The sequence below is a fragment of the Clostridium sp. Marseille-P299 genome, from assembly GCF_900078195.1.
Classification (GTDB): Bacteria; Bacillota; Clostridia; order Lachnospirales; family Lachnospiraceae; genus Lachnoclostridium.
This window is the reverse complement of the sequence record NZ_FJVE01000007.1, coordinates 178,973-197,424: the sequence shown is the minus strand read 5'-3', so window position 1 is coordinate 197,424 and position 18,452 is coordinate 178,973. Positions and strand designations below refer to the sequence as shown.

Annotated in this window: 16 protein-coding genes; 3 read left to right on the top strand and 13 right to left on the bottom strand. The window is 31.2% G+C overall.

Going from position 1 to position 18,452, the window contains the following annotated elements:
- Window positions 1-294: 294 nt before the first annotated feature.
- The 6 genes from BN4220_RS09150 to BN4220_RS09125 form a co-directional block, all read right to left on the bottom strand.
- Complete coding sequence (locus BN4220_RS09150) at window positions 295-912, bottom strand: ABC-2 transporter permease (protein WP_066715609.1); 618 nt, start codon at window positions 910-912, stop codon at window positions 295-297.
- The gene (locus tag BN4220_RS09145; RefSeq protein ID WP_066715608.1) at window positions 909-1,757 is read right to left on the bottom strand and encodes an ABC transporter ATP-binding protein; all 849 of its coding nucleotides are present in this window, start codon (window positions 1,755-1,757) and stop codon (window positions 909-911) included. Before BN4220_RS09145 ends, BN4220_RS09150 begins: the two co-directional genes overlap by 4 nt.
- Before the next feature lie 101 nt (window positions 1,758-1,858).
- Window positions 1,859-2,233, bottom strand: coding sequence for a GntR family transcriptional regulator (locus BN4220_RS09140; protein WP_066715607.1), 375 nt, complete (start codon window positions 2,231-2,233; stop codon window positions 1,859-1,861).
- Between the two features lie 288 nt (window positions 2,234-2,521).
- Window positions 2,522-3,325, bottom strand: coding sequence for an ABC transporter permease subunit (locus BN4220_RS09135; RefSeq protein ID WP_066715606.1), 804 nt, complete (start codon window positions 3,323-3,325; stop codon window positions 2,522-2,524).
- A complete protein-coding gene (locus tag BN4220_RS09130) occupies window positions 3,318-4,208 on the bottom strand; it encodes an ABC transporter ATP-binding protein (RefSeq protein WP_066715605.1) in 891 nt (296 codons plus the stop codon). Before BN4220_RS09130 ends, BN4220_RS09135 begins: the two co-directional genes overlap by 8 nt.
- 188 nt (window positions 4,209-4,396) lie before the next feature.
- Entirely contained in the window at window positions 4,397-5,032 is a 636-nt protein-coding gene (locus BN4220_RS09125) for a class I SAM-dependent methyltransferase (protein WP_066715604.1), read from the bottom strand.
- 364 nt (window positions 5,033-5,396) lie between these two features.
- On the opposite strand from BN4220_RS09125, the gene dcd reads away from it, so the two are divergent.
- Complete coding sequence (gene dcd / locus BN4220_RS09120) at window positions 5,397-5,921, top strand: dCTP deaminase (protein WP_066715603.1); 525 nt, start codon at window positions 5,397-5,399, stop codon at window positions 5,919-5,921.
- Window positions 5,922-6,161: 240 nt separating this feature from the next.
- Here dcd and BN4220_RS09115 read toward each other — a convergent pair whose 3' ends face one another.
- The 6 genes from BN4220_RS09115 to aspS all read right to left on the bottom strand — a co-directional run bounded on the left by BN4220_RS09115 (window position 6,162) and on the right by aspS (window position 13,495).
- Complete coding sequence (locus BN4220_RS09115; protein ID WP_066715602.1) at window positions 6,162-8,009, bottom strand: ABC transporter transmembrane domain-containing protein; 1,848 nt, start codon at window positions 8,007-8,009, stop codon at window positions 6,162-6,164.
- Between the two features lie 9 nt (window positions 8,010-8,018).
- The gene (locus tag BN4220_RS09110; RefSeq protein WP_066715601.1) at window positions 8,019-10,265 is read right to left on the bottom strand and encodes an ABC transporter ATP-binding protein; all 2,247 of its coding nucleotides are present in this window, start codon (window positions 10,263-10,265) and stop codon (window positions 8,019-8,021) included.
- Entirely contained in the window at window positions 10,259-10,792 is a 534-nt protein-coding gene (locus BN4220_RS09105) for a MarR family winged helix-turn-helix transcriptional regulator (RefSeq protein WP_066715600.1), read from the bottom strand. Before BN4220_RS09105 ends, BN4220_RS09110 begins: the two co-directional genes overlap by 7 nt.
- A gap of 265 nt (window positions 10,793-11,057) precedes the next feature.
- The gene (locus BN4220_RS09100) at window positions 11,058-11,267 is read right to left on the bottom strand and encodes a zinc ribbon domain-containing protein (protein WP_066715599.1); all 210 of its coding nucleotides are present in this window, start codon (window positions 11,265-11,267) and stop codon (window positions 11,058-11,060) included.
- Window positions 11,268-11,547: 280 nt separating this feature from the next.
- Entirely contained in the window at window positions 11,548-11,973 is a 426-nt protein-coding gene (locus BN4220_RS09095) for a DUF3783 domain-containing protein (RefSeq protein ID WP_066715598.1), read from the bottom strand.
- 196 nt (window positions 11,974-12,169) lie between these two features.
- Window positions 12,170-13,495, bottom strand: coding sequence for an aspartate--tRNA(Asn) ligase (gene aspS / locus BN4220_RS09090; protein ID WP_066715597.1), 1,326 nt, complete (start codon window positions 13,493-13,495; stop codon window positions 12,170-12,172).
- A gap of 1,129 nt (window positions 13,496-14,624) precedes the next feature.
- On the opposite strand from aspS, the gene BN4220_RS09085 reads away from it, so the two are divergent.
- Complete coding sequence (locus BN4220_RS09085) at window positions 14,625-14,873, top strand: DUF6171 family protein (protein ID WP_066715596.1); 249 nt, start codon at window positions 14,625-14,627, stop codon at window positions 14,871-14,873.
- Between the two features lie 456 nt (window positions 14,874-15,329).
- Here the strand turns inward: BN4220_RS09085 and BN4220_RS09080 are convergent, their stop codons facing one another.
- The gene (locus BN4220_RS09080) at window positions 15,330-16,862 is read right to left on the bottom strand and encodes a glycoside hydrolase family 43 protein (RefSeq protein WP_066715595.1); all 1,533 of its coding nucleotides are present in this window, start codon (window positions 16,860-16,862) and stop codon (window positions 15,330-15,332) included.
- Between the two features lie 314 nt (window positions 16,863-17,176).
- Between BN4220_RS09080 and BN4220_RS09075 the strand changes: the two genes are divergently transcribed.
- On the top strand, window positions 17,177-17,971 hold the full coding sequence (locus BN4220_RS09075; RefSeq protein WP_066715594.1) for a helix-turn-helix transcriptional regulator: 795 nt from the start codon (window positions 17,177-17,179) through the stop codon (window positions 17,969-17,971).
- Window positions 17,972-18,452 lie beyond the last annotated feature (481 nt).

Below are 18,452 nucleotides of genomic sequence, written 5' to 3'. Positions count from 1 at the left end.
GTAGCATCTTGAATAAGAATATAAATAATTATAAAAAAATTATTAAATTACTATAATTATTACGATTAAACTTTAATATTAGTTGTAATTTTACCCATTATTTACTAAAATATGTACTTCTATTAGCATTTATAATAATACCAGTGACCTTAGATTTTAGAAGCTTTATGCCAATAAAAAAAAACGATAAATAAACCCTATGAGTTAAACACCGATTAAAAGTGCACTAACCCACAGGGCTTTTTTATTTGGAATAAATACGTAATTTTTATATGGGAATTTACCAATACTAATTTAGTTAAATTCCTTCTTATCATAAATCCGAATTGATATAAGTATCGAGAATACTGCAACTACTACAACTACAGCAGCTAGCACATAGGGAAGTAATCGAAGAAATTCAGGACTTGGTTCTTTAAAAAGGTCTGTTTTACTTTCTATAATCATAACTAAATATGGAATTGCTGCTCCGGCTACAAATAAGAGCCTTCCTTTTTCACATCCAAATTTAAAAACACAAGGTAGAAAAACTGACTGGTAAAGAATGCAAATTCCTGCAATGATACCTACATTTATTAGTGCGTCTTTGCCAATCGTTTCACCTAAAACAGTTAAATAAATAAAGTATAAAAGAATTGAGACTACTATAGTTATATAGCTTAATAAATATTTACATTTAACTAAGTCACTTCTTGTAATTGGCATGGTCAAAGCATATTTATCCCACTTTACTCTTTCATCATAAGAGAAAGCTGTTACCGGTATCATAATTCCCATAATTATCATGAAAAACCAAAACAATTGAATATTACCTGAGGAATATGAGAATACACTATAAAACGCTATTAATAATATATATACAAGCAGTTGCTTTTTTAAATTTAATATATCCTTCATTAATAAGCCTATCATTGCTTCTCCCCCTTAATATAAAATAGCATAATGTCTTCAATGCTAGCTTCATCAACTAAATAATTGCCTTTTAACTTATCCTTTAACACCAATGCTTCTACTCCAAAACTGTTTTTCCGATAACCTATTACTGCACTTTGATTGACAGAATTAAATTCTGAAAGAGAACATTTTAATACTTTATAACGTTCTAATAAATCATCCTTACTTTCTGTAAAAATAATGTTTCCTTTATGAATGAAACAAATATAATCACAAACTTTTTCTAAATCACTGATGATATGGGAGGACATCAAAATCGAGTGGGATTCCTCTTGAATAAATTCTAAAAAAACATCTAGTATCTCGTCTCTTACTATAGGATCTAATCCACTCGTTGCTTCATCTAAAATAAGAAGTTCTGTTGCATGAGAAAGAGCTACTGCAATGGAAAGCTTCATTTTCATACCTTTAGAAAAGTCCTTTACTACTTTATCCTTCGGTAGTTGAAATCTTACAATAAAATCATAAAATTTCTTTGAATCCCATGTTTTGTATATGGAGGATAGCACTTTATTAATATCTTTTATGTTTAAATTTTCAGGAACGCAACACTCATCAAGTACAACTCCGATGTTTTCATAAATTACCCTGCTAAGCTTATTATTATCTTTTCCTAAAATATAAATCTTTCCAGTTTCTTTTTTTATAATATCGGTAATCAACTTAATCGTCGTACTCTTCCCCGAACCATTTTCACCAACAAAACCCATGATACTACCTTTAGGGAGTTTAAGACTTATATGATCTAACTTAAAATTTTTATATGTCTTTGAGACATCATTCAGTTCTAATGCATATTCCATAGTTCCTCCATTCTGCCATTTAGGCCTTTTAAAAATATTTTATAAGTGTAACGAAGTTCTATTATTGGTTTGTTCTGCTATTGGTTTATTCTACTCTAGATTTATTCACCTCTATATAAATACTCTAAAATTTGAGTCAACTCTTCTAGTGATACATTTGCTGTACTTGCTATCTCAACTGCTTTTGTCATATACTCCTCAATTTGCTTTAACTGCTCTTCTCGAATAATTTCTGTATTCTTACTAGCAACAAAGCTTCCTTTTCCAGTCATAGAAACGATAAAACCTTCTCGCTCCAATTCCTCATATGCACGCTTTGTTGTAATTACGCTAATACGCAGTTCTTTTGCAAGTACTCTCATGGATGGAAGTGCTTCTCCCTCGGTTAATTCCCCTGACATGATTTGATTTTTTATCTGGGAAACAATTTGATCATAAATTGGCCGGCCGCTTGAATTACTAATAACGATGTCCATTCTCCGCCTCCTTCTCATTTCCTATATTAAAAGCCTTTAACATAATTTCATTTTATCATTTTCAAATATTGTATATACTCATTATATACAATATGCACTGTGTGTCAATATAAATTTTACTAATTTTTCAAATTTAATTTCTAGCCACTATCTTATCAATTGTATAATTTTATCGTAATACACACAAAAAGAGTTGCTGCTTTCTAGCAACAACTCTTAATTCTGTTCTTTCTCACATTTTATTATCTATATCTCAAAAACATAACTTCTCTAAGATATCACCGATCATTACAATGGTAAATCTCTTTTTGAAAATTGATACGTACCAATTAAATAACATGCAATTGATATGCTTGCTAAAATTGCATAACTTAAAATCACACTGCTCTTTCCTTCAAGCACGTCACTTGGTTGAAACAATGTAAAAATAGTTACATACTTTAAAAACTCTAACTTATCTCCCATATTTGCTAGCATTTGAATGACATAAAAAGTTACAGTAACCCCAACACCAATTGAAAGTGAGGTTTTTGAATCGTTTGCTATACAGGAGCCTAAAAAGCATATTCCAGATAACGCAGAATGAAGCAGAAATAGTCCCAAATTAACATATAATAATTTGCCTATATCTAAAAGTCCTGGAAATGCTATTGTACTACATATTATGGTGATTATTGTTATATAAACAATTATAACGAAAACACAAGCTTCCAAAAATAACAATTGTGTGAAAGCAATACTTGTTCTTTTGTTTGGAGTTGATAGTATGTATGCCATGGAACCTTTATCTACATGTCTTGCAATGATACGGTGTGCTACCACCATTTCAATGATTAATGGAAAGATTAAATATATAAATCCATAAAGGTAAGACGTTAAAAACTCTATTAAAGAACCACTTGCTAATTTAAATCCGAAGGCACCTATAATTTCTTCTGGAAACATAGCCATTAATTGATTTATTTTATCATTGGACTCTGGATTATACATCAATAGCATAATTGATGTATACATTAATAAAACACCAGCGATTATTAGTAATAAAATATAATTCGATTTTACGTTACTTTTAAATAAGGTTTTATTACACATTTTTTTCACCCCCGTAATAAAGCATAAATACCTGTTCCAAGCTCTGCTCTTCTTCTTGTAACGAAATAACCGTATAATTAGCCAAGCACTTAATCAATGAATCTATGTTACCTTTTACCACAAACATAACTTGATTTTCACTTATATATTCCACATCATTTCTGTCTTTGGCTGCATTTTCAGCTTCTTCCTTGTGTTTAAATGTGACCAAATATTTTTTTTGCTTTCTTTCCTTTAAATCATAAATTAAATCAACGGTCATGAGATGACCATTCTTAATAATTCCCACTCGGTCACAAGTTTTTTCTACTTCTTCAAAGATATGAGAAGACATCAGTATTGTTTTGCCTTTCTTCTTTTCCATTAAAATCAAATCGACAAAACGATTTTGCATCAATGGATCAAGACCACTGGTAGGCTCATCTAAGATTAAGATATCTGGATCGTGCATAAAAGCGCATACAATACCTAACTTTTGTTTCATACCTTTTGACATTTTCTTAATCTTACCACTTGGGTCATATTCAAACATGTCGATTAATTTCTTTGCATATGTTAGGTCCGTCTGATTACGCATACTAGCCATAAAATGAATAAATTCGTGCCCAGTCATTTCATCCATAAAAGCGATTTCACCTGGTAAATAACCAAGATATTCTTTGATTCTTGCAGATTCCTTGCTGCAATCCATATCCTTTATATAACATTCCCCTTTGTCTGGATGAGTAAATCCCATGAGTTGTCTGATTGTTGTAGTCTTCCCTGCGCCATTTGGCCCAATAAATCCAAACACTTCACCTTTATTTATCTCAAAACTAAGATCAAATACACCTTTGTTGTTTCCGTAATCTTTTGTTAGATTTTTAATACGAATCTCACTCATATGATGATTCCTCCTGTAAAATCCTTCTCATTATCAAAGTTTATCTAAAACCTGTTATACATACGTAAACAACATCCCCTTTCTTAAGGTCTTTCTGTTTGCTTATTTGTTTATTTATCCAATTGTTTATTTATATGTTATTCATTTGCTTATTTGCTAATTTATTTACTTATTTACTTTTCATTTGCTTATTTGTTTGCTCTATTATTTGAAGTTCTCATTTGTTTTCTAGCTAGTTTCTTAGATAATGTATTCCCATTGTCTTTTTTCTTTTTTTTCACAACATTGCCTCGCTTCTCAGCAATAAATACATAATATCCGTCAATCTCCTCAACCTTAACGCCACCAAATACAGATATTAACTTATTCTTATACCAATCTTTTCGCTTCGTAACCATAAGCATTTTCCCGCCAATGGATAATTTTTTATAGCCCTGTTCGATAAATCCCTTTGGTACATTAAAATCAACGTGATATGGTGGATTGGATAAGATTAGTGTAAAATTATCCTCTGCTATATTATTTAGTCCATCACTTTGCAAAATTGTTACATTACCCACTTCATTATGAATTGCGTTCTCTTTTGCTAAAGCAACCGCCTCTTCAGAGATATCACACATTGTTACCTTCTCACTTCCAATTATTTTAGCTGCGATAATTCCAACTGGACCATAACCACATCCTAAATCAAGGACTTTATCTCCCTTTTGAAATGTTGCCATAGAAAGCATCGCTTTTGTTCCTCTATCCAATGAATTTGGAGAAAATACTTGCTCACTTGTTTTAAATTCTAGTTCTAATTCGTTCCAATTTATTTTAATCAAAATTTTTTCCTCATTTTCTATTAAATGTGTAAAGATGGTATCTTTATACCCTTCATTATATCTTATTTCAATTGAAATTCAAATTAAGATTTCTTTATACAACGGGATATTTTTTTTACTTTGCCATTCGTAATTACTTGAATTTTATAAGCTGTTTTTGTAGAATATACCTATTAATGATTTAAACATCGTAACTACAATTCTACATAAGAAAATTATAATTCTTTTATAGAATTGATTGTCAAATGAATCATTCGTTTACTAACTTTATGGTTACAAGTTAAGTATTCATAGATACTACTCACTAAGTTTTGAGATGAATTGAATTGTTAAAATAAAAATGATATTCTGGAGGTGATTACAGATGATATTATCTGGAAGAGAAATAAAACAACATATTGGTAAAGAAATTATAATAGAACCTTTTGACGAACGTAAGGTGAATCCAAATAGCTACAATCTATCATTACACAATGAATTGCTTGTGTATGAAGATAATGTCTTAGATATGAAGAAGCCAAATCCTACGAAAACAATTATTATTCCTAAGGATGGACTTGTTTTAGAGCCAAATCGCTTATATCTTGGAAGAACCAATGAATTTACAAAAACCCAGCATTATGTACCAATGCTTGAAGGTCGCTCTTCAACCGGTCGTCTTGGGCTTTTTATCCATGTTACTGCAGGCTTTGGTGATATTGGATTTGCAGGTTATTGGACACTTGAGATATTTTGTGTACAGCCAATAAAAATATATCCCAACGTAGATATTTGTCAAATCTACTATCATACAATTCACGGTGATTATGATTTGTATTCAAGTGGAAAATATCAAAACAATAGCGGCATTCAGCCAAGTTTAATGTACAAAGATTTTGAAAAAAAATAAATTTCATTGTTAGAATCAAATACTAAAAAAGAAATAATAAAAAAGGACTGTTGTAATCAGTTATTCATACTTATGTGAATTTATAACACATAAGCTAAACTTTTTACAAAAGTCCTTTTTATAAATTATCACCATTAACTTCTTAACTTTTAGAATAACGAATGGTGTAACTTCATTGTAGCAAGTAAAAACTATATAAAAATAAATTTATCTATAAGTTTATTTTATATTAAGTTCTCCTTATGCGCTACGTTCAAACTGTGAATTATATAAATCTGCATAGAATCCACCTTTTGCAAGTAATTCTTCATGATTTCCTTGCTCTACAATATCTCCATCTTTCATAACAAGTATGATATCTGCATCACGAATTGTAGAAAGTCTGTGAGCGATAACGAAACTTGTTCTTCCCTTCATAAGGTTATCCATTGCCTTTTGAATTCTTACTTCAGTTCTTGTATCAACGGAGCTTGTTGCTTCATCTAGAATTAAAATCTTAGGATCAGCTAATATTGCTCTAGCAATAGTAAGCAATTGTTTTTGTCCTTGAGAAACGTTATTTGCTTCCTCATTTAATTCCATTTGATATCCATCTGGAAGTGTAGAAATAAAATGATCTACGTAAGCTGCTTTTGCTGCATCAATTACTTCAGCATCTGTTGCACCCAATCTACCATATCGAATATTCTCCATAATGGAACCATTAAACAACCAAGTATCTTGTAGTACCATACCAAATAGCTCACGCAACTCGCTACGGTTAAAATCTTTTACGTTATGACCGTCAATCAAAATTGCTCCACCATTTACATCGTAAAAACGCATTAATAATTTGATAATTGTTGTCTTACCAGCACCTGTTGGACCAACGATTGCAACTTTTTGACCAGGTTTAACTTTTGTAGAAAAGTCATTAATGATTGTTCTATCTGGATTATAACCAAAGTTAACATTTCTAAATTCAACACTGCCTTCAAGTTTATCAATTTTTACAGGATTAGGAACTGTTACATCTTCTTCCTCTTCTCCTAAGAATTCAAAGATACGCTCGGAAGCTGCTGCAGTTTGTTGTAGTTGGTTTGAAATCTGTGCTAACTGTGCAATTGGTTGATTAAAGCTTCTTACATAAGAGATAAAGGATTGGATATCACCAATTTCAATACTTCCTTTAATCGTTAAATAACCACCAAGAATAGCAACTAACACATAACCGATATTACCAACAAAAGACATAATTGGATGCATCATACCAGATAAAAATTGAGATTTCCATGCAGAATCGTACAAGGTATCATTTGCTTTTTCGAAATCTTCAACGACTTTATTTTCAGCGTTAAATACCTTAACTACTGTATGACCACTATACACTTCTTCTACTTGCCCATTCACATGACCTAAATATGCTTGTTGAGCAATAAAGAACTTCTGTGACTTTTTAACAATTCCACCAATTAAACCTAGGGAAAGAGGTAATGTTAAAACTGCAATTAATGTCATGGATCCGCTAATTCGAATCATCATGATAAGAACACCAATAACTGTTGTAATTGAAGTAACTACTTGCGTAAAACTTTGATTTAAACTTGTACTTAGGCTATCAACATCATTCGTTACACGAGATAATACTTCACCATGGGTTTTTGAATCAAAATATCTCATAGGCATACGATTAAACTTTTCAGAGATTTCTTTACGTAATTGAAAACTTACTTTCTGTGAAATTCCTGTCATAACCCAGCCTTGAATAATAGAAAATAATGCACTAATAATATATAAACCAAGTAACAATAACAAGGTTTTGCCTATCTTAGTAAAATCTATTCCTGCTCCACCTTGAATTTTACTTTTAAACCCGTTTCCAAGTTCAGTAGTAACGTTACCTAAAATAGTAGGTCCAATGACTGAAAATATCGTACTACCGATTGCAAATATAAACACAATAATAAGCTGTATCTTATACTGCGCCATATGCTTTAATAATTTTCCAATAGAGCCTTTAAAATCTTTTGCCTTTTCTGTACTAGCACCAATTGGGCCTCCACCCATTGGACCTCTTCCTCTATTTCTACCAACTTTTTCATTACTCATTGAACTCACCTACCTTTCATCCTGTTCTAATTCAGCAGAAGATAACTGTGAAGAAGCTATCTGTTTATACACATCACAAGATTTTAATAACTCTTTATGTGTACCTTTACCAACAATACGTCCCTCATCTAATACTATAATTTGTTCTGCATTCATAATTGTACTAATTCTCTGTGCAACAATAATCATAGTACTCTTTGTAATTTCATCTCTTAAAGTTTTACGAAGGACAACATCTGTTTTATAATCAAGTGCTGAAAAACTATCATCAAAAATATAAATTTCTGGATCTTTTGCAATTGCTCTAGCGATAGATAAACGTTGTTTTTGTCCACCAGAAACGTTGCTACCACCTTGTGAAATTAATTCATCATATTTATCTGTTTTTGCTTCGATAAAATCAGATGCTTGAGCAATCCTTGCAGCGCGGTGAACATCTTCCTCGCTTGCATTTTGTTTACCAAATCTAAGATTTGAGGAAATTGTACCAGTGAATAATACACCTTTTTGTGGTACATAACCTATTTTATCTCTAAGGTTTTTACTAGAAACTTTTCTTACATCTACACCATTTACTAATAATTCACCTTCGGTAATGTCATAAAGACGTGGTATTAATTGAATTAATGTAGATTTACCACTACCCGTACTACCAATTATTGCTGTAGTCTCACCTGGTTTTGCTGTAAATGTAATATCATGTAATACATCTTCCTCTGCTCCTGGATAGCGGAAAGAAACATGGTTAAATTCTACATATCCTTTTTTACTATTATCAAATTCCTTAGTATCTTTTGCTTCAATAATTGATAAATCAGTATCTAATACTTCTGAAATACGCTTTCCTGAAACAGCTGCACGTGGAAGGAATATTGAAATCATACATATCATTAAGAAGGACATAATGATTTGCATTGCATACTGAATGAAGGCCATCATATCACCAACCATCATATCGCCAGTATCAATTCCATGTCCACCTTCCCAAAGAATAAGAATCATAGTTCCATTCATTAAAAACATCATGGCAGGCATCATAAATGTCATTACACGATTTACAAATAAACTAGTCTTCGTTAAATCTCTATTGGCTTTATCAAAGCGTTTCTCTTCATATTTTTCAGTACTAAATGCACGAATTACAGGTAATCCTGTTAAAATTTCTCTCGTTACTAAATTCAAACGGTCTACTAATTTTTGCATCTTCTTGAATTTTGGCATTGCTAGAGAAAATAGTGTAATAACAAAAATCATAATTAAAATTACTGCAAGTGCTATTACCCAAGCCATAGATACATTGGTATTTAATACTTTAAATACACCACCAATACCTAAAATTGGTGCATAGGCAACCATACGTAAAAACATAACAATAAGCATTTGTACTTGCTGAATATCATTCGTACTACGAGTGATTAAAGATGCAGTTGAAAACTTATCAAATTCTGTATTTGAGAAACTAACAACTTTTCTAAATGTCATACTTCTTAAGTCTTTTGCAAATGTTGCTGCGATTCTAGATGCTATAAATCCAACAATGATACTTGTAACCATACCAACCATTGCTAAGCCTAACATCTTTAAGCCAGTTCTAGTAATATAACTGGTTTGTATATGATCCGTATCCAATCCAACTGCCTTATATTCTGCTTTAATTACTGCAGTAGCACCACTTGTAAGCATGCTTTCAGGTAATTGTGCAAATTGTTCTTTCATTGGTTCAACGATAGCTGCTCTTTGTTCTGCTGGCATCATAGCTAAAATCTCAACCATGCTTAAATCTTTCATTTCTGCAGGTATTGAATCAGAAAGTGCCTCTTTCATTGCTTTTGCTGTATCTGATTCTGTGGAAAGGGATGTATATAGCATTAATGCTTTCGACATTGCTCCCTCAAAGTCAGTATTGGTTAGATTTTCTTTTCTAACATATAAATTTTCTGTAGCTAATAAAGGATATTTCTCTAAGTAACTAGATACGTTTCCTTCATCTACTTGCCCTTTATCGATATAGTTATATGAATTTAATATGTTATCTTTTTCTTCATCGGTTGTAAAAAGTAGTATATGATTCATTGTACTTTCTCTTACAACCTCTGGAGAACTTTCTGTGATTCCACCTTGTTGAATTCCCACATTAACGATATCAGACGTATAAGATGGAAGTGATAAATCACAGTACGCTTGTAAAATCAACAATCCAAATATTAATATGATTGGGAATGTTGATTTTTTTAAGTATTTCATAAGTTTTAGCATATACTGTCTCCCTTTTCATTGTCATTATTTTTTTCACACTCGAAATATTTATCAACTTTTAGAGCCATTATTTCATACAGACGGTTCATTAGCTTAATAAACTCATCCATTTGTTCAATTCCTAGCTCCTCTATCACATCGATTGCAAACTGATTCATATTTTCTTTTGATTCTGTAATAAGCTTCTTACCCTTTGGTGATAAATGTACATAAACATTTCTACGATCTTTTGGCATCGTAGTCCTCTCAATATAATCTTTTTCCTCTAAAGAGCGTAACATTTTTGACGTTGCAGATTTTGATAAATAAAGATTTTTACTTATGTCTCCAACCTTAGCACCAGGTAGCTCTTTATTGTTCTTATTATTATACTCCACCATATGTTCTATCGAAACTAACATTCTATATTCACCTTGGTAAAGTTCACTTCGATGGGTACGATTCGATATAAGCTTCTTTATTTTATAGCTTAAACCCATTAAGTCATGACCATACTCTAAAGCGGTTTTATATCTGCTATTTTCCAATTAGTTCACCCCCTTAATTGTTGAGTACTTCAACTATTATATTCAGATTTTTATTAATTGCAAGCAATTTTTTTTTATTTAATAAAAAACTAATATATTTTATAAAACTTTCCACGATATTTATTAATTGATAATTATTATCAAAGGGATTCTTACTATATAAATAAAGGTGGTCGTGCATTATCTCCATTAAAACAACGAAGAGTTGAACGTTTATTACGACCAACTCTTCGTTTTAGTCACGAAATACATTATAAATTATCTCTTAATTCATTAGAAAATCTAAGATATTCCATCCCTCTGATGTATTTGCTTTATACAATTCAGTATAACCACATCTTTTACAACTTATTGTAATAAATTTTTTATTTTGGACATCAAATATCTTGGCAAAATTACCTCCCGTTGCCTGAAATTGATCCGATTCATATTCATTACATCCACATTTTTGACAAACAAACAACCTTTTATCCACGTGATCGCCTCCACTTTCTATTACTACTCTATTTATGATTTATTTTATATCTTACGTATGTATTATATCTAATTATTCAATCAAATGACTAAATTTAAGTGTTTTTTAATTAAAATATTATCCTTTAATAATAAATCCCTTGGCTAATTATATACTGAAATAAGGCCTTCTTTTCCCTTTATAAAAACATTAGGATTGACGATTATTTCTTAATATAAAAAGACCATTACAGTATACGTTGTAAATACATCGTATACTGCAATGGTTCACTTTTTACTAACTATTCATTTTTATTAGCTTCCTCTAGCTTTTTCTTTGTAAGCTCACTCATTTGTATATGTTCTTCTCTTAGCTCGTTGTATAGATCACGTAACTTCCAAGGAAGATTATGTTCCGTAACAACTGCTTTTAAATTAATTCTACGAATGCCATTCTTTTTAAAACCTTCAAACAATACATTCATTCGTTCTCTTGTAAATCCTTTTAAGACCATAATGTCTTCTTCAAATGGAATATTTTCTTCTTCTGCAGTCTCTTCTGTAAAACCAGGAAATGATAGTAAATAACCTACCGTTTGTCCCTGCATTTCACTTGTCACTGACTTAATTTTTATTCCATGACGTATCAATAACGCCTTTATCTTTTTTTCTCTTTCTCCATTTTCATGAAGATATAGTAATACACTTTCGTTTCTATTATTAATCATATCTTACCTCTCATTCCATATCCCAAGGAGCAAAAACTTTAAAATAGTTAGCGCACCTCGGTTGTTTTAGAGTGAACATGATTTTACTTCACTCTTTGCCTCATTCGTTTACTTTCATACGATATAACGATTCTGTTATAAAATTTATATACTATATTATAACGCATTTGGTTCAACTTTAAAAGGGCAAAACTTTTTAAGGTGTTACTCGATTAATATCTCTTGGAAATAGCGTAGCATTACGAACATTTGAAAATCCTAACAACATAGCAGTAAGTCTCTCTAAACCAAGTCCTAATCCACCATGTGGAGGCATCCCGTACTTATGCATTCTTAAATAGCTTTCAAAAGACTCAATATCCATTCCTCTTTCTTCCATTTTCTTTATCTGCTCTTCGTATTTGTGAATTCTTTGCCCACCAGTTGTTATTTCTAACCCGCGAAACAACAAGTCAAAACTTAGGGTTACCTCTTTATTCTCTTCATCCTCCATTGCATAAAATGGACGCTTTTTGCTAGGATAATGTGTAACAAATACAAACTCGCTTCCTGTTTTTTTATAAATTAGTTCATACAATAATTGTTCTTCTTCAGGCTCAAAGTCCTCCATATCTTTAATTTTTCTATTGTATTCTTTGGAAATTAGCTCCTTTGCCTCGTAAAAAGTAAGATATGGAATCTCTTTTATTACTGGAAGTTTAACTTTTAATAACTCTAGTTCATAAGAATAATTTGTAGTTAGGTATTCAAAGCAATATCCTAACATTGCAGTCTCCATTTGCATAATGTCATAAAAGCTATCTATAAATCCCATTTCAAAGTCAACACTTGTATATTCATTTAAATGTCTTCTAGTGTCATGTTTTTCTGCTCGAAATACAGGTGCAATTTCAAAGACTCTTTCAAACACCCCAACCATCATTTGCTTATAAAATTGAGGACTTTGTGCAAGATAAGCTTCCTTTCCAAAGTAATTTAACTGAAAAATATTTGCACCACCTTCTGCTCCTGCATGCACAATCTTAGGTGTGTGAATTTCCGTAAATCTTTGTTCTTTAAAGAACTCACGAAAAGCCATACAGATTCCTTCTTGCACCTTAAATATTGCTCTTTCCTTTTCATTTCGTAAAGTAATCATTCGATAATCAAGAAGTGTTTCCATGGAAGTCTCCATTGCCTTATTATTGATAACAACTGGATATTCCTCCGTTGAACTAGATAAAATCTCAATTTCTTTTATTCGAATCTCATAACCTGTTTTTGAGCGTTCTTCTGCTACAACCTCACCTAAAATACGTACCCACATCTGCTCTTTTATGTCATCCAATGAACATCTACTAAATTCTTCTGAATAAATGCATTGAACAACTCTACGCTTTGTTCTAAGAAGTACAAACGCAAATCCCTTCATGATACGCATTTTATAAATTGCACCTTCTAAGATAACTTCTTTCCCGATACATAATCCTAATTCTTCTGCTTCCGTACTTTTATTTTCTATATTTTTGTTTACGTATTTCATACCATATCCTCCTAAATCTATGTCTTATTCAATAATATTATTTAAGCTTTATATTTTATGATCCATTCGGACATCATCCATATGTCCCATATTATCACGCCCCTTTCAAGTCCACTTAAATATCAGCACTATCCTCTTTCTATAAAAATGTATAAAAAATAAGCCACAATGGTGATTGATATTTCTATCCTACCAATGTGGCTTATATTATTTAAAATATATTATATCCACATAGGCACAACACTAAAAGCACTTGCACCTATGAATTTTCACAGCTGCAAGCGCTATCTATCGTCGTCCCTATTCATGTTAAATGTATTAAATGTAAGCATGTGATACCTCCACATGATGTTTATTATATACTAAAATTTCTAATTTTTCACATGTTTTTATTACATTCTAAAATACTAAAATTTATTATATGTTCTTTATTACATGCTAAAATTCTAAAAAAGTTCTTTATTGTATATTAAAATACCAAAATATATCAAATGTTTTTATTGCATACTAAGATACCAAAATATAGCACCTATTGTCAAGTATAATATATAAATTCTTGAAATTTTTTTAATCTTCCTGTAGTTACGCTCTTTTCTCACACAATTAATAAACCTTGTGCATATATTTAACAGAAATTCCACGAATTATATATTACATAATTGTTACAAAAGTGTTACAATTCATTTGTAGCAAGAAATAAACAAAAAACTAAATACTCAAACATACTTAAATTTATAAGGAGGATATTATTATGTGTTTTAACTTTAATTGTTCTGATTTATTAGCTTTACTTAAGAAATGCTTCGGTGGTTGCTAATTCATTCAATATGAAACATACACTATAATTTAAAGATTATACTTAAAAGGAGGACTTCATTATGTGTTTTAATTTTAACTGCGCTGATTTATTAGCTTTATTAAAGAAATGTTTTGGTGGTTGCTAAGATAGAATCACTTTGATAAATAAACTCCATTCTTAGACAATAATATAATAGGCAAGGTTCTATCACTTTGGTTTTCGTTCCAATAACATTAAGAAAACTGATGTGATAGGACCTTTTTTAGTTTATATATTTTGTAATAAATGGTAATATAATTCTTAAGATCAATACTTCCAGGAGGCCCCTTTATGAACCTATGTAAAAAATGTCTGTTGTCTGAAATAGATGAAAATAAATTCTTTCAATCAATTCTAGATTACGTTGCTAATATCCCACCGAATGAAAAGGTTAATGATGAAGTATATGAGCAACGGCTTTCTATATGCAAAGAATGCGATGAACTTGTAAATGGAATGTGCAAGAAATGTGGTTGTTACGTGGAATTACGCGCTGCTAAGCTCTTTATGAGCTGTCCAAGTGAACATAAACTTTGGTAATGAAATATTAACTTGTACGTAGTTAAATATCCCACTAGCAAATTCCACCACTTCACCCATTAATTAAATATTACAATTTTGTTACATAAATGTTACAATACATACATACCAAAGAAAACAAATAAATAGAAATACAGACCATCTTAATAAAAAAGAAAAATCGAAATATTTTTCGAGATAATCAAAAAAAGGAGGTTTAAATATGAATTTCTTAAATTTTAGTTGTGCTGATTTATTAGAGTTATTAAAGAAATGCTTTGGTGCTCAATAGTCTATGAAAAAAGAGTTTTGAAGGCTGCTAGTCTTAAATATTCCTGGACTACACCATTGTAAGTCTAAATAAATTTAAAATTATAAAACCTGCCGCTTTAATTTTCATTCCAATAACATTCACGAAAATTAAAGCGGCAGACTTTTTATCTATTCATACGCTATCCCCATAGTACTTTGTATAGATTATTCATAGAACACGAAGGAATCTGCTGTTAAATAGCCTTTGGATTCATTCGTTTTATTAATGCAGAATAAACCTGCTTTTACACCAACCCAACGACCAGGTGTCATCATAATCGTAGTTCCTACTGGTTTGTAAGTTATGTCATCATAGCTATATTCATAATTTACATTACCATCTTCTAACACATTCATTTTAATAATGATTTGATCCTGTGTTAATGTATCATATTCTGTTACCGTCTCATTGTCTTTTAACCATTCGCCAGTGATTTCTACAAACTTCTTAACTCCATCCTTTAAACGAACCGCAAGTCCAGAATATACCCCACCAAGAGAAACCATACCCGCAATGTCTCCCTCTGCAAGATTTGACACATCAAGAGTTGCTTTAATACTAAACTTAGGAGCTGGCCATTTTTGAATTAAAAGATTCTTAACGTCACATAGTTGAGTATTGGAATACACAGAATATAAATTAAGTTTCTTTTCTTTCGTATCTAATTGATACCACTCATCTTTATAATTTGCATTCCATTGCCATTGTAACCCTAATTTTTCGCCTTCAAAATAATCAGTATCATCTGGAGCATCGATTTCATAAGTTGCTCCAACGTTTGGCTTTTTATAATGTAATACTGGTTCACCGCAACCATCTACATCATTTACTCCAATTACTGGCCAATCATCCACCCAACGCATTGGCTGTAGATGTACGATTCTACCAGCATTTCCAACATCCTGGAAGTGAATAAACCAATCTTCTCCTGTTGGCGTATCAACCCAAGCACCTTGGTGAGGTCCATTTACTGGAGAATTGCCTTGGTGTAATACAATCTTTTCTTCATAAGGACCCCATATATTTTTAGAACGAAGAACAGTCTGCCAACCTGGTTTTACACCACCTGCTGGAGCAAAGATATAATAATATCCGTTTCTTTTATATAATTTGGGTCCTTCAATGGTTGGTTGCGTTTTATTTCCATCATATACATGAATACCATCATCTAATACGCCTGTTGCATCTGGCTTCATAGAGCTCATGTGTAAAATACTCTTAAAACCAATTCTACTTCTAGCAAATGCACTTACCATATAAGCTTTTCCGTCATCATCCCAGAAAGGACATGGATCAATCCAACCAACAACGTTTCTTACGCACACTGGTTCAGACCATCCTTTGAAAGGATCTTTTGATGTACACATAAAGATACCTTCATCTGGCATTGGATAAAACACATAGAATGTATCCTCATGATAGCGAATAGCAGGAGCCCAAACCCCTCTTCCATGCGCTGGTTCATCATAGTCTTTAAAAGGAATTTTTTCTAACACATAGCTAATTACTTTCCAATTTACTAAATCCTTGGAATGGAGTACAGGAATCGCCGGTGTATTACAAAAACTAGAGGCGATCATAAAATAATCTTCTCCAACACGTATCGCATCTGGATCTGAATAATCTGTATATAGGATCGGATTTTTATAAGTTCCATCTCCCTGATCCGCAATCCACATTTTCTTATCTTGCTTCATCACAATTACCTCTTTCTACATTTTACTAGCAATTTTATTGTAAATGATTTTAATTGCCTCGTCATGTCAAATATCCATTAAATTATGCCAAATATTGCTCTTATAAATTTTTCTTTATATAGGAGTTCATGGATATTCTATATATAGTTAAATATTATGATTATTTACAAATATTTTTTTACTTGATATAATTAATCCATAACACAAAACATTATTTTCTTATGACAATTATTGCTTAAGAAATTTCAATAACTTAGATTGCACAAACGCTATTTATGACTGGCGAACACAGTCTCTTTACGGAGGTAATGCGTATGAATTCCTTTTATCAGTTTCGTACACAAAATTTTCAAAACATCTTATCTCATAATAATAATTTTCCTGCACATCTACATAAACAAGTTGAACTTCTTTATGTTTTATCCGGGAAAATTATTGTAACCATTGATAACGATGTAAAAGAATTAAAAGCAGGGGACTGTTCTATCGCATTTCCAAATACGATTCATTATTATAAGACGGAAGAAGAAAGTCATATCTTACTACTTATTTTTGATGCAGAATTTGTAAGTGACTATCTTACAGAATTTCTAAATTATCGCCCGTTACAACCCTTTGTAGTAAAAGAACAATTATCGCCTGATGTACTACCATGCATCGATGTGTTAGCAAGTACTGCAGGTAAGCCTGTGAATGCAAGATTAATGAAAGGGTATCTTCTAATTTTACTTTGTCGATTATTTGAGCAACTTACCTTAGAAAAGCATGAAGAGCAAATGAATTCAGATGCATTACAAACTGCACTTATTTATATTGACTGTCATTTTACAGAATCGATATCATTAGAAGATGTTGCAAAGCATATTAGTACAAGCAAATTTCATTTATCAAGATTCTTTTCTAAGAAACTTCAAACCTCCTTTAACGCTTATGTAAATAATCGCCGTGTAGAACTTGCCAAGACCTTACTTCGAAATACGAATGATTCCATTACTTCAATTGCTTTTGATTCTGGTTTTAATAGTACTAGAAGCTTTTACCGAGCATTTCAAGGGATTTGTGGAATGACTCCGATGGAATATCGGATCGATAATCGGATGTATAATTAGAAGATGTTAAAATTATAATTTGATTCTTGAGTACTACTTCCGCTTAAGTTAAATGGTTTTCTATAATTTAAGTTATAGAGTATTTCCATAGTTTAAAACTAGGGGTATTTCAATCACTTAAGTTGAGTAATATTTCTATTATTTAAATTAAATCGTATTTTTAATTTGAATTTAGAAGTTTAATTCTAGATTGAGTGCCTATTGATTCTTTGTCCATAGTGAATCAATAAGAACTCAATCTTCATAACCAGTTGCTCTTTCTTTAACTTTCTACCTGGATATTATTATAGTTTTCTACTGCATCTCTGTGCCATTATTTAAGCTCAGAGATTAGCAGATCTTTTGGCAGCGTGAGTCTTTGTTTTTATTCGTTTCATTTTAAATATAAAGAGCTTTGATACTAAAAGTGCTCTCGTCTAAAATTTATATTAGTGAAAGAACAATAGTATAAAATTATACGCTCTTATGAATAAACATTTAC